At 64.6% G+C, this 12,636-nt stretch carries 13 protein-coding genes; 8 read left to right on the top strand and 5 right to left on the bottom strand.

The features are described from left to right. Nucleotides 1-60: 60 nt before the first annotated feature. The 3 genes from hemW to rph are packed head-to-tail and all read right to left on the bottom strand — an operon-like array spanning nt 61 to nt 2,562. Nucleotides 61-1,215 carry a radical SAM family heme chaperone HemW gene (gene hemW, locus ACLFLU_RS01540; protein WP_426410619.1) on the bottom strand — a complete coding sequence of 385 codons (1,155 nt, stop codon included), beginning with the start codon at nt 1,213-1,215 and terminating at the stop codon, nt 61-63. After that, entirely contained in the window at nt 1,202-1,837 is a 636-nt protein-coding gene (rdgB, locus tag ACLFLU_RS01545) for an RdgB/HAM1 family non-canonical purine NTP pyrophosphatase (protein WP_426410620.1), read from the bottom strand. The genes hemW and rdgB overlap by 14 nt, the downstream gene beginning before the upstream one ends. An 11-nt stretch (nt 1,838-1,848) precedes the next feature. Further along, nucleotides 1,849-2,562, bottom strand: a complete 714-nt coding sequence (rph, locus tag ACLFLU_RS01550; protein ID WP_148777231.1) for a ribonuclease PH — start codon at nt 2,560-2,562, stop codon at nt 1,849-1,851. Nucleotides 2,563-2,743: 181 nt separating this feature from the next. Here rph and hrcA point away from each other — a divergent pair, with 181 nt between their 5' ends. Then, nucleotides 2,744-3,832, top strand: coding sequence for a heat-inducible transcriptional repressor HrcA (gene hrcA, locus ACLFLU_RS01555; RefSeq protein WP_426410621.1), 1,089 nt, complete (start codon nt 2,744-2,746; stop codon nt 3,830-3,832). 98 nt (nt 3,833-3,930) lie between these two features. Beyond that, nucleotides 3,931-4,536 (top strand): nucleotide exchange factor GrpE, encoded by a 606-nt coding sequence (grpE, locus tag ACLFLU_RS01560; protein ID WP_426410622.1) that lies wholly within the window; start codon nt 3,931-3,933, stop codon nt 4,534-4,536. Nucleotides 4,537-4,606: 70 nt separating this feature from the next. Here grpE and pncA read toward each other — a convergent pair whose 3' ends face one another. Together pncA and ACLFLU_RS01570 are read right to left on the bottom strand one after the other, a co-directional pair. Continuing rightward, entirely contained in the window at nt 4,607-5,329 is a 723-nt protein-coding gene (pncA, locus tag ACLFLU_RS01565) for a bifunctional nicotinamidase/pyrazinamidase (RefSeq protein WP_426410623.1), read from the bottom strand. 185 nt (nt 5,330-5,514) lie between these two features. Further along, the gene (locus tag ACLFLU_RS01570; RefSeq protein ID WP_426410624.1) at nt 5,515-6,453 is read right to left on the bottom strand and encodes a hypothetical protein; all 939 of its coding nucleotides are present in this window, start codon (nt 6,451-6,453) and stop codon (nt 5,515-5,517) included. 398 nt (nt 6,454-6,851) lie between these two features. Between ACLFLU_RS01570 and dnaK the strand changes: the two genes are divergently transcribed. The 6 genes from dnaK to ACLFLU_RS01600 all read left to right on the top strand — a co-directional run bounded on the left by dnaK (nt 6,852) and on the right by ACLFLU_RS01600 (nt 12,514). After that, nucleotides 6,852-8,753 carry a molecular chaperone DnaK gene (gene dnaK / locus ACLFLU_RS01575; RefSeq protein WP_426410625.1) on the top strand — a complete coding sequence of 634 codons (1,902 nt, stop codon included), beginning with the start codon at nt 6,852-6,854 and terminating at the stop codon, nt 8,751-8,753. Nucleotides 8,754-8,997: 244 nt separating this feature from the next. Next, nucleotides 8,998-10,134 (top strand): molecular chaperone DnaJ, encoded by a 1,137-nt coding sequence (gene dnaJ / locus ACLFLU_RS01580; RefSeq protein WP_426410626.1) that lies wholly within the window; start codon nt 8,998-9,000, stop codon nt 10,132-10,134. A gap of 93 nt (nt 10,135-10,227) precedes the next feature. Then, nucleotides 10,228-10,827 carry a class I SAM-dependent methyltransferase gene (locus ACLFLU_RS01585; RefSeq protein WP_426410627.1) on the top strand — a complete coding sequence of 200 codons (600 nt, stop codon included), beginning with the start codon at nt 10,228-10,230 and terminating at the stop codon, nt 10,825-10,827. A 57-nt stretch (nt 10,828-10,884) separates the two neighbouring features. Continuing rightward, a complete protein-coding gene (locus tag ACLFLU_RS01590; RefSeq protein ID WP_426410628.1) occupies nt 10,885-11,463 on the top strand; it encodes an NADPH-dependent FMN reductase in 579 nt (192 codons plus the stop codon). A gap of 6 nt (nt 11,464-11,469) precedes the next feature. Continuing rightward, complete coding sequence (gene pyrF / locus ACLFLU_RS01595) at nt 11,470-12,180, top strand: orotidine-5'-phosphate decarboxylase (protein WP_426410629.1); 711 nt, start codon at nt 11,470-11,472, stop codon at nt 12,178-12,180. Between the two features lie 22 nt (nt 12,181-12,202). Next, complete coding sequence (locus ACLFLU_RS01600; RefSeq protein ID WP_426410630.1) at nt 12,203-12,514, top strand: DUF1330 domain-containing protein; 312 nt, start codon at nt 12,203-12,205, stop codon at nt 12,512-12,514. Nucleotides 12,515-12,636 lie beyond the last annotated feature (122 nt).

Consider the following 12,636-nt stretch of genomic DNA (forward strand, 5'->3'; position numbering starts at 1 on the left):
GAGCAGCCGGAGAGACCGTTCCCGGATTGCGCTTCGCTCCATCCGGGCTACGGCAGTTCGCTACGCCGCCAGATCCGCGACAACCGCATCCAGCACCGGGAATCCGCTGCTCGTGACGCGCAAACGGCCCGTTGCGTCCACCGTGATCGCGCCTTCCTCACGCAAGAGCGCGATGCGTTTGGGGTCGAGCGGGCGGCCGGAGAGCGCGGTGTAACGCTCGGGGTCGATACCTTCGGCCAGGCGCAATCCCATCAGCAAGAATTCGTCGGCGCGTTCTTCGCTGTTGAGGAGATCGTCGGTGACGACGCCGTCGCCATTGGTCTCGACGCGCATCAGCCAGGCCTCGGGGCGCTTCTCGGTGGCGGTGGCATGGCGCACGCCGTCGATGTCGAGGCGGCCATGCGCGCCAGGACCGATGCCTGCATATTCCTCGCCGCGCCAGTACCCGAGATTGTGCCGGCACTCGGCACCGCGCCGGGCGTGATTGGAAATCTCGTAAGCGGGTAGCCCCAGCCTGTCGCAGGTTTCCTGCGTCACGTCGTAGAGCGCGCGTGCGACGGCTTCGTCCGGCGTCTTCAATTTGCCGGCCTGGTGCAGGCCGAAGAACGGCGTGCCTTCCTCGATGGTGAGCTGATAGAGCGACAGATGCTCGGCCGCCTCATCGATGGCGAGCCGCAGCTCATCGGCCCACATTGCCGGCGTCTGGTCCGGGCGGGCGTAGATCAGGTCGAACGAATAGCGATCGAATGAGCGGCGCGCGATCGCGACGGCATCGAGCGCTTCGCGCGCGCTGTGCAGGCGGCCCAGCGCTTTCAGCGAGGCGTCGTCGAGCGCCTGCACGCCGAGCGAGACGCGGTTGACGCCGGCGGCGCGATAACCGGCAAAACGCGTAGCTTCGACACTGGTCGGGTTTGCCTCGAGCGTCACTTCGACGTCGTTGGCAACTTTCCAGTGCTTGCCGATGGCGTCGAGCACGGCGCCGACGGTTGCCGGTTGCATCAGCGAGGGCGTACCGCCGCCGAGGAAGATCGAGGTGACCTCGCGGCCGGGCGAGCGCTGTGCGGTCGTTTCGATCTCGCGGGCGAAGGCGGATGCAAAGCGCGTTTCGTCGATCGCGGCGTGGCGAACGTGGCTGTTGAAGTCGCAATAGGGGCACTTCGACAGGCAGAACGGCCAGTGCACGTAGACGCCGAAGGCTTCCTTAGCGCGGCTCAAGGCAGATCTCCGCCAGTTTCACGAAGGCGCGGGCGCGGTGCGACAGGCCGAGGCCGAGCGGCGGCAGGCCGTGCTTCTCGATGCTGGTCATCTCGCCGAAGGTGCGGTCGTAACCATCCGGCAGGAACATCGGATCGTAGCCGAAGCCGGCGGTGCCGCGCGGCGGCCAGACCATCGTGCCGTCGACGCGGGCCTCGACCTCTTCGAGATGACCGTCAGGCCAGGCGACGCAGAGCGCCGAGACGAAATGCGATTTGCGCTTGTCGGGCGTGGTGGCGCCACGCTCCTGCAACAGGCGTTCGATCTGTGCCATCGCGGCAGCAAAATCTTTGCTCGGACCAGCCCAGCGTGCGGAGAAAATGCCGGGCGCGCCGTCGAGCGCATCGACCACGATGCCGGAATCATCGGCGAAAGCAGGAAGCTTGGTCGCCTGCGCCGCCGCCATCGCCTTGATCGCGGCATTGCTGCGGAAGTCGTTGCCGGTCTCTTCGGGCTCGGGCAGGCCGAGCTGGCCGGCCGATACCACCTCGATGCCGTGAGGCGCGAGCAGCTCCTTCATCTCGGCGAGCTTGCCGGGATTGTGGGTCGCGATGACGAGCTTTCCGGTGATTCGGCGGTGCATGGGCCTATTGACTACGCGACAGCGAGTTTCTGCAAGTCCACGAGGCGCGCGATGCCTTTTTGCGCCAAGGCGATCAGCGCCAGGAACTCGTCCTGCGTAAACGGCTCGCGTTCTGCGGTGCCCTGCACCTCGATGATGCGGCCATCGCCGGTCATGACGAAATTGGCGTCGGTCTCGGCTTCGGAATCCTCGGCATAGTCGAGATCCAGCACCGGCTTGCCCTGATAGATGCCGCAGGAGATCGCGGCGACGTTGTCGCGCATCACGTTGGCCTTGATCATGTTGCGCGTCTTCATCCAGTTGATGCAGTCGGCGAGCGCGACCCAGGCACCGGTGATCGAGGCGGTGCGGGTGCCGCCGTCGGCCTGGAGCACGTCGCAATCGACCGTGATCTGGCGCTCGCCGAGCGCTTCGAGATCGACGATGGTGCGCAACGAACGCCCGATCAGGCGCTGGATCTCGACGGTGCGGCCGCTCTGCTTGCCTGCGGCAGCTTCGCGGCGGGTGCGTTCGGAGGTCGCGCGCGGCAGCATGCCGTATTCGGCGGTGACCCAGCCGCGGCCCTGGCCCTTCAGCCAGGGCGGCAGGCGGTCTTCCAGCGTGGCGGTGACCAGCACATGGGTGTCGCCGAATTTCACGAGGCAGGAGCCTTCCGCATACTTGACCACGCCACGCTCAAGCGTCACGGGGCGCAATTCGTCGGGCGCACGGCGGCTTGGCCGCATGGGAAATCCTCCAAAACTCGCAGGTAAGGGCTATTCGCGGTGCTTGTAGGTGGGGTGAGGGTGGGCGGCAAGGGGAAAGGACAAGGCTTTTTCACCCCCGGTTTTCCACCCCGCAAACGCCACGCTTGTCAGAACCCTCAGGGATGGACAAATTATGAGTATCTGAGAGGAGTTACCGTCTGTGGCCCATCACGATCCGATCCATCTGATCGCGCCGCGCGCAGGCCTCGCCCAGCTCAACGAGCGTTCCCGCGACATCTTTCGTCAAATTGTCGAAAGTTACCTCGCCACCGGCGAGCCGGTGGGCTCGCGCAACATCTCGCGGCTGATCGCGATGCCGCTATCGCCGGCCTCGGTCCGCAACGTCATGGCCGATCTGGAACAGCTCGGCCTGATCTATGCCCCGCATACGTCCGCCGGCAGGCTGCCGACGGAACTCGGCTTGCGATTCTTCGTCGACGCGTTGATGCAGGTCGGCGATCTCAACGAGGCCGAGCGGCAGTCGATCCAGAGCCAGCTGACCTCCGTCGGCCAGGCGCAGTCGGTCGAGGCGGCGCTCGATCAGGCGCTGACGCGGCTGTCGGGTCTTACCCGCACCGCTGCTGTCGTTTTGACGCCGAAATCGAATACGCGGCTGAAACACATCGAATTCGTGCGGCTGGAACCAGAGAAGGCGCTGGTGATCCTGGTCGGCGAAGACGGCCAGGTCGAAAACCGCGTGCTGGCGCTGCCGCCGGGAGTTCCCTCCTCGGCCATCACCGAAGCCGGCAATTTCCTCAATTCGCGGATCCGCGGCCGGACGCTCGCCGAGGCGCGGCTCGAGCTGGAAACCGCGCTCGCAGAGGCTCGCGCCGAGCTCGATCAATTGACGCAGAAGGTGATCTCGGCCGGGATTGCGAGCTGGTCCGGCGGCGAGAACGAGGACCGCCAGCTCATCGTCCGCGGCCACGCCAATCTGCTGGAAGATCTGCACGCGCTGGAGGATCTCGAGCGTGTTCGCCTGCTGTTCGACGATCTCGAGACCAAGCGCGGCGTAATCGACCTGCTCGGGCGCGCCGAAACCGCCGAAGGCGTGCGGATTTTCATCGGCAGCGAAAACAAGCTGTTTTCGCTGTCGGGCTCCTCCACCATCATCTCGCCCTATCGTGATGCCGCCGGCCGCATCGTCGGCGTTCTGGGCGTGATCGGGCCGACGCGGCTGAATTATGCCCGCGTCATCCCGACCGTGGACTACGCCGCCCGCATCGTCAGTCGCCTGCTGGGGGGCTGACCGGCATTTGAGGCGATCACGGGCGCTTGATTTTCAGCGCCCGAAGCACGATATCCGGGCCAGCAAAATCCCGTAAGACGAGTTTGAAAAGAGAGCCGATGACCGATCGAGACCGGCAACCCGAAGACACGACTGCCGCGACCGGCGAGCCCGTGGTGTCGAAACCCTACATCATGCCCGACGATCCCGAGCCGGGTTCGGTGGAATTGCTGCAGAAGGAAGCCGCCGAGGCGCGCGACCGCATGCTGCGGACGTTGGCCGAGATGGAAAATCTGCGCAAGCGCACCGCCAAGGAGGTCGCTGACTCCAAGCTCTACGGCGTCACCGGCTTTGCCCGCGACGTGCTCGACATCGCCGACAATCTCCAGCGCGCGCTCGACGCCGTTCCGGCCGAGACCCGCGCTGCGGCCGATCCCGGCATGACCGCTTTGATCGAGGGCGTCGAGCTCACCGAGCGCTCGCTGCTCAACGCGCTGGAAAAGCACGGCGTGAAGAAGTTCGATCCGCAGGGGCAGAAGTTCGATCCGAACTTCCAGCAGGCGATGTACGAGGTGCCGGATGCGTCGGTGCCGGCAGGCACCGTCGTTCAGGTCATGCAGGCCGGTTACACCATCGGCGAGCGCGTGCTGCGCCCGGCGCTGGTCGGCGTCGCCAAGGGTGGCGCGAAGGCGGCGCCCGCGGCGAACAGCAACGAAGCGAACTGATTGATCTTCATCCCGAGGAGCGCGCTCGCGCGCGTCTCCTCGCCTTGAGGGTTTGTCAGACGTGCGCGCCTTACGCGCTGACCGCGATATCAGCAGACTGAATCCGCTTCACGCCGGCCTTGGCCATGTCAGCCCAGGCTTTTGCGAGCGAGCCCTGATTGTCGATGCCGCGGCAGGCGTCTTCCACGACATAGACCTCAAAGCCTGCCTTGCGCGCGTCGAGCGCGGTCCAGGCGACGCAGAAATCCGTTGCGAGACCCGCAACGAACACGCGCTTGATCTTGCGGCCCTTCAGATAGCCGGCAAGGCCGGTCGAGGTCTTGCCGTCGGCTTCGAGGAACGCCGAATAGCTGTCGACGTCCTTGTGAAAGCCCTTGCGGATGATGAGCTCGGCTTGCGGGATCGAGAGGTCCTTCGAGAGCGAGGCGCCGTCGGTGCCCTGCACGCAATGGTCGGGCCACAGCACCTGCTTGCCATAGGGCAGGTCGATGGTCTCGAACGGCTTCTTGCCGGAATGCACTGACGCGAACGAGACGTGGCCGGGCGTGTGCCAGTCCTGCGTCATCACCACGTTCGAAAACGCTTTCGCGATTCTGTTGATGACGGGCACGACCTGCTCGCCTTCCTTCACCGCGAGGCTGCCGCCCGGCAGGAAGCAGTTTTGGACGTCGATCACGAGCAGCGCGGAGGTGTCATCCGGCTTGATCGTGGCCGCTGCGAAAAGTGCTGATGGAGCAAGGCTCGCGAGCGCCGTGGTCCCCAGCGCCGCCAAGATTTGTCGTCGATCCAGCATCGTCCGCCTCCCCTCAAGGTTGATCCAATGGAGGCAAAGCCTAATTCCGTTCGTGTACGAACAAAAGCCCGAAAATGCAGCCGGCTTTGGTCAGGGCTTGGGCGTGCTCCTTATCTCGTCGTCCCGGCCTAGTGCGCAATTGCGCACTAGGCCGGGACGACACCGAGTTTGTGGGACGAGCGCGCCTAACCCTTCGGCTGGATGCCGTCGCGCACAGCGCGGAAGCGGGTGAAGGCGTCGGGCCACTGGTCGCGCGGGGCGCTGGCGATGATGCGCAGCGAGGTGCCGCCGCCGAAGCGGATCCACTGCACCACGGTCACCGGCGTCTTGTCCTTGCCGCTGACGCCGTCGATCCGGGTCTCAAAGCCCGGCTGGCCGTTGATGCGGATCGGCTCGGACATGGTGACGCGGGACTCGCGCACGCCGGGGATCTGGAGCGCGGCCTCCTGGGCGAAGCGGGCGCGGTCGTCGGCCTGCTGCGGGGTCGCGCCGATCAGGCCGAGGATGATGAACGGCTTCGATTCATAGCCCGAGCTCTCGTTGCCGTCGGCCAGGATGAGGCTCGAGCCCGGCACCAGCGTGCGGATGTCCTTGAAGCCGGCGAGATCGGTGATCTTGAACGGCATCAGCCCGATCTGCTCGTCAGCCGACACCTCCTTGCGGGTGGCGGCGGTCGCAAACATCTGCCGCACCGCCTCGTCGGTGTAGATCTTCGACGCGTTCTCGGGGACCTGCACCGCGACATAGCCGGAGAAGCCGGTGCCCGGCACGATCATCGAATAGCGCTTCACCGGGGTCGTGCCGGCCTTGCCGCTCTCGGTGGTGAAATAGGCAAGGCCCGCTTGCGTCTCGATCTTGTCCGGCTTGACGCCGTTGTTGCCGGCCGGATTGGCGTTGAAGGCGCCCACAACCTCGCCATAGGCGGCCGGCGGCAGCTCGGTGATCAGCACCTTGACGCTGCCGTCCTCGCTCTCAAAGCCCGGAAAGGTTTTTGCCGTGTTCAGCCCGACCAGCGGCACCATGCCGAGGCGCAAGCCAGGCGGGAAGACCGCATCGGCGGCGAACGCCGGAAGTGCCGTGGCAACGAGGAGGGCGAGCGCGGCGAGGGGGCGGGTCAGCTTCATGGGCACTCTGATTGGTTCACATTGAGGCCGTTCAATGGTCGGCGATTGGGCCGCTTTGTCGCGCGAAGCAGCCCCATGACGAGGCTGTCCGGCCGGTCGGCCTTTTAGCGGGTTTGGCGCGCCGGTAACAGGGCCGGGCCCATCACGGCGGCGGGGGCTGGCGGATCGCCGAACCTGTTAATATTTCCTCACCCGCAAGGGCGGTTGCGCCCGGATATGATCTTCCAAAACCCAATGTTTTCACGGCCGAAACTTGCGTTCGGTCCTTGCGGGCCCCTCCCCCCCTCCTATATGAGCGTCAACCATCGCAATATCGCGAATGTTTGATCTTAGGGGGTTTCGGTTCGGGTGCCTTCTGGGCCCAGCCAACCTGCCGCAAAAACAAGGATATCAGGACCATGGGAAAGGTCATTGGGATCGACCTCGGCACCACGAATTCGTGCGTCGCCGTAATGGATGGCAAGAACGCCAAAGTCATCGAGAATTCCGAAGGCATGCGCACGACGCCTTCGATCGTCGCCGTGACGGACGACGGTGAGCGCCTCGTCGGCCAGCCTGCCAAGCGCCAGGCCGTGACCAACCCAGAGCGGACGTTCTTCGCAGTGAAGCGCCTCATCGGCCGCCGCTACGACGACCCGATGGTCGAGAAGGACAAGAAGCTCGTTCCGTACAAGATCGTGAAGGCTTCCAACGGCGACGCCTGGGTCGAGGCCGACGGCCAGACCTACTCGCCCTCGCAGGTCTCGGCCTTCATCTTGCAGAAGATGAAGGAGACCGCGGAAGCCCATCTCGGCCAGAAGGTCGACCAGGCCGTCATCACCGTTCCCGCCTACTTCAACGACGCCCAGCGCCAGGCGACCAAGGACGCCGGCAAGATCGCGGGCCTTGAAGTGCTGCGCATCATCAACGAGCCGACCGCGGCGGCGCTGGCCTATGGTCTGGACAAGACCAAGACCGGCACGATCGCCGTGTACGATCTCGGCGGCGGCACGTTCGATATCTCCATTCTCGAAATCGGCGACGGCGTGTTCGAGGTGAAGTCGACCAACGGCGACACCTTCCTCGGCGGCGAAGATTTCGACATGCGCCTCGTGGGCTATCTGGCCGACGAGTTCCAGAAGGAGCAGGGCATCAACCTGCGCAACGACAAGCTCGCGTTGCAGCGCCTGAAGGAAGCGGCTGAAAAGGCCAAGATCGAGCTGTCGTCGACGACGCAGACCGAGATCAACCTGCCCTTCATCACCGCGGACCAGACCGGCCCGAAGCATCTGACGATGAAGCTCACCCGCGCCAAGTTCGAAGCGCTGGTCGACGACCTCGTCCAGAAGACCGTCGAGCCCTGCCGCAAGGCGCTGAAGGACGCCGGCGTCACCGCCGGTGAGATCGGCGAAGTCGTTCTGGTCGGCGGCATGTCGCGCATGCCGAAGGTCCAGGAAGTCGTGAAGCAGCTGTTCGGCAAGGAGCCGCACAAGGGCGTCAACCCGGACGAAGTCGTGGCGATCGGTGCCGCGATCCAGGCCGGTGTGCTCCAGGGCGACGTCAAGGACGTGCTGCTGCTCGACGTGACCCCGCTGTCGCTGGGCATCGAGACGCTGGGCGGCGTGTTCACCCGCATCATCGACCGCAACACCACGATCCCGACCAAGAAGAGCCAGGTGTTCTCGACTGCCGAGGATAACCAGAACGCGGTCACCATCCGCGTCTTCCAGGGCGAGCGTGAAATGGCGGCCGACAACAAGATGCTCGGCCAGTTCGACCTGATGGGCATTCCGCCGGCTCCGCGCGGCATGCCGCAGATCGAGGTGACCTTCGACATCGACGCCAACGGCATCGTCAACGTCTCGGCCAAGGACAAGGCGACTGCGAAGGAGCAGCAGATCCGCATTCAGGCCTCCGGCGGTCTGTCGGAAGCCGACATCGACAAGATGGTCAAGGACGCCGAGGCCAATGCCGCGGCCGACAAGCAGCGCCGCGAGGCGGTCGACGCCAAGAACCACGCCGATGCGCTGGTGCACTCCACCGAGAAGGCACTGGCCGAGCATGGTTCGAAGGTCGCCGAGACCGAGCGCCGTGCCATCGAGGACGCCGTCAGCGACCTCAAGGAGGCGCTGAAGGGCAACGATGCCGAGGCGATCAAGGCCAAGACCAACACGCTGGCCCAAGCCTCGATGAAGCTCGGCGAGGCCATGTACAAGCAGCAGGCCGAGGCCGATGCGGCCAAGGACCCTGCGAAGGACGACGTCGTCGACGCGGAATTCACCGAAGTCGACGACGAGAAGAACAACAAGAAGTCTGCATAAGCCCCGAGAGGGTATGATGCGGACGGCTTGGACCCCACACACTCTCAAGGCCTCCCCCTTCAGGGGGGAGGCCCTCGTGTCGGGCTCGACGGGACGAGTGCCCGTTACGATCAATCAATTCCCAGAAGCTATGCTCAACGCTGCCATGCAGCCCTCTGCCGCTGGGCGGAAGGCTGCCTATATCGTTGCGTGGCGACGTTGTTTCGCTCCGACTTGAATCGCGATTGGATAGACCGAGTTGAACATGTCCACGTCCGCCAAGCGCTGCTACTACGAAACCCTCGAAGTCGAACGCTCTGCCGACGATTCCGTGCTGAAATCGTCCTTTCGCAAGCTTGCGATGAAGTTCCACCCCGACCGCAATCCCGGGGACGACACCAGCGAGATCAAGTTCAAGGAAATCAACGAGGCCTACGAGGTCCTGAAGGACAAGGACAAGCGCGCGGCCTATGATCGCTTCGGCCATGCCGCTTTCGAGCAGGGCGGTCCGGGCGGCGGTGGCGCCGGTTTCGGCGCGGGCTTCGCCTCTTCCTTCTCCGACATTTTCGAAGATCTGTTCGGCATGGCCGGACAGCGCGGCCGCGGCGGCCGCGAGCGTGGCGCGGACCTGCGCTACAACATGGAAATCACCCTCGAGGAAGCCTTCGGCGGCAAGACCGCGCAGATCGAGATTCCGGTCTCGGTCACCTGCGAGGCTTGCTCGGGCATCGGCGCCAAGGCCGGCACCAAGCCCAAGACCTGCTCAACCTGCGGCGGCGCCGGCCGCGTGCGGCAGTCGCAGGGGTTCTTCACCCTCGAGCGCACCTGCCCCGGCTGCCAGGGCCGTGGCCAGATGATCGAGGACGCCTGCCCGTCCTGCTCGGGCCAGGGTCGCGTGACCCGCGAGCGGAATCTGTCGGTCAATATTCCGCAAGGCGTCGAGGACGGCACCAGGATCAGGCTCGCCGGCGAAGGCGAGGCCGGCGTCCGCGGCGGCCCGCCCGGCGACCTCTACATTTTCCTGTCGCTGGCCCAGCACCAGTTCTTCCAGCGCGACGGCGCCGATCTGCATTGCCGTGTGCCGATCTCGATGGTGACCGCCGCGCTCGGCGGTGAATTCGAGGTGCCGACCATCGACAAGGGCAAGGCCAAGGTGAAGGTCCCCGCCGGAACCCAGTCCGCCCGCCGGTTCCGCATTGCATCAAAGGGCATGCCGGTGCTGCGCTCGCGTCAGATGGGCGACATGTACGTCCAGGTCGTGGTCGAGACCCCGCAGAACCTCACCAAGAAGCAGCAGGAATTGCTGGCCGAGTTCGACAAGCTCTCCTCCGGCAACACCCAGCCGGAATCCGAGGGCTTCTTCACCAAGGTCAAAGATTTCTTCGGTAATCGGGCGAGTTGAGCCGTCTTGACCGTACCGTCTTCGGCCTATACCTGTTTATGACCATTTTCTGACACGCCGCGGTCACGCGGTCTCGTCCCGTCCGGTCCAGACATGCCATTGCCGTCGTCCGCGCGTGCGTTGAAGAAGCCCCGTCTTGATGACGAGGTGCGCTTTCTCAGATCGTGGATCGAAAAGCCCCTCCACATGGGCGCGGTGATGCCGTCGGGCAAGCTGCTCGCCCGGACCATGGCCCATTACGTCGACGTCAATTCGGAGGCTCCGGTGGTCGAGCTTGGACCCGGCACGGGCGCCATCACCTCGGCGCTGGTCGAGCGCGGCGTCGATCAGAAGCGCCTTGTGCTCGTCGAGTACAATCCCGGCTTCTGTGCGCTTTTGCGCGACCGCTATCCGCAGGCCAAGGTGGTGCAGGGCGATGCCTATCGCTTGCGCGACACGCTCTGGAACGTGCTGAGCGCGCCGGCCTCCGCCGTCGTCTCCGGCCTGCCGCTTGTCACAAAACCGATGCTGACGCGGCTGCGGCTCATTCGCGACGCCTTCACGGCGCTCGCGCCCGGCGCGCCCTTCGTCCAATTCACCTATGCGGTGGTGCCGCCAATCCCGAAATCGCTGCCCGGCGTGTCCACAGAGGCTTCGGAACGGATCTGGATGAACCTTCCGCCGGCCCGCGTCTGGGTGTATCGCAAGGACTAATTCCGCCGGCTTCCTCTCATGCGCGGCGGGCTCGTTTCGCCGAACGTATGGAAGAGGATGTCAGCCCCGAATATCCTGGTCATTCCCGGCTCGCTGCGCACCGGCTCGCATAACGCGAAGCTGGCGGCGGTTGCCGCCTATGAATTCGCCCAGGCTGGCATCGAAATCACCCGCATCTCGCTCGCCGATTTTCCGCTGCCGATTTACGATGGCGATCTCCAGGCCAAATCGGGCGTTCCCAAGCACGCGATCAATCTCAAACGCATGATCGGCGCGCATCATGGCGTGCTGTTCGTCTCACCTGAATACAACGCCTCGGTGCCGCCGCTGCTGAAGAACGCGATCGACTGGGTCAGCCGCGTGCAGGATCCGCACGAGGCGCGCGGCGACGTGTTCCGCAACCGCGCCTTCGCGCTTGCCGGTGCTTCGCAGAGCCGGCTTGGCGCCGCTCGCGCGCTGCAGGCGTTGCGCCTGATCCTGACTTCCTGCCACGCCAATGTGATCGCCAGCCAGTTCACGCTCGCCTTTGCCGACCAGGCCTATGACGATATGGACAGGCTCAAGAGCCAGGCCGATAGCGATGGGCTGAAGGAGATGGTGCGGCAGTTGATCGACATTTCCCAACGCATGATGTGAGGTGACATGACGCCAGCCGAAATCGCTCCGAAAGACCGCCTGATCGTTGCGCTCGATTTGCCCAGCGTCGATGCCGCGGAGGCGATGATCGCAAGGCTTGGCGACAGCGTCACCTTCTTCAAGATCGGCTATCGCCTTGCTTATGCCGGCGGCTTGCCGCTGGTCGCCAGGCTCGCCGACAAGGGCAAGAAGGTCTTTCTCGATCTCAAGCTGCACGACATCGGCAACACGGTGACGCAAGGCGTCGAGAGCATCACGAAGTTAGGTGCGACCTTCCTCACCGTGCACGCCTATCCGCAGACCATGAAGGGCGCCGTCGAGGGCCGTGGCAGCTCGAAGCTGAAGATCCTCGCCGTCACCGTGCTGACCTCCTACAACGAGGACGATCTGCACGCGGCCGGCTACCGGCTCGGCGTCTCCGAGCTCGTCGAAGCGCGCGCGCAGCAGGCACAGGTGCTCGGCATCGATGGCCTCGTGTCCTCGCCCGAGGAAGTCGGAAGCCTGCGCAAGATCGTCGGCCATCAGATGCATCTCGTCACCCCCGGCATTCGCCCGGCGGGTTCGGCAACCGGCGATCAGAAACGTATCATGACACCCGGCCGCGCGATTGTCGCAGGCGCGGATTATCTCGTCGTCGGGCGGCCGGTGGTGGAAGCCGCGGACCCCAAGGGGACTGCAGAAGCCATCCACGCTGAGATCGCGCAAGCGCTCGGCTGAGTAACAACCAAGGAGAAGAACAATGGCAAAAGGCTACTGGATCGGACGCGTCGACGTGAGCAATGATGAGGGCTACAAGCCTTACGCCGTCGCCAATGGTCCCATCTTCAAGAAATGGGGCGGCCGCTTCGCCGTCCGCGCCGGCAAGTTCACCACTGTCGAGGGCGCCAGCCGCACCCGCAACGTCGTGATCGAATTCCCGGACTACCAGACCGCGATCGCCTGCTACAACTCGCCGGAATACCAGGCCAACATCAAGGTGCGCCAGCCGCACTCCATCGCCGACCTCATCATCATCGAGGGCTATGACGGCCCGCAGCCGTCGGACGGTTGAGATCCACTGTCATTCCGGGGCGCCCAAAGGGCGAACTATGGTGCGCAATTGCGCACCTGAGAATCTCGAGATTCCGGGTTCGATGCTGCGCATCGCCCGGAATGACGGTTGCGTTGGTCCCC

The sequence above is a fragment of the Bradyrhizobium ganzhouense genome (assembly GCF_049949285.1).
Classification (GTDB): Bacteria; Pseudomonadota; Alphaproteobacteria; order Rhizobiales; family Xanthobacteraceae; genus Bradyrhizobium; species Bradyrhizobium ganzhouense.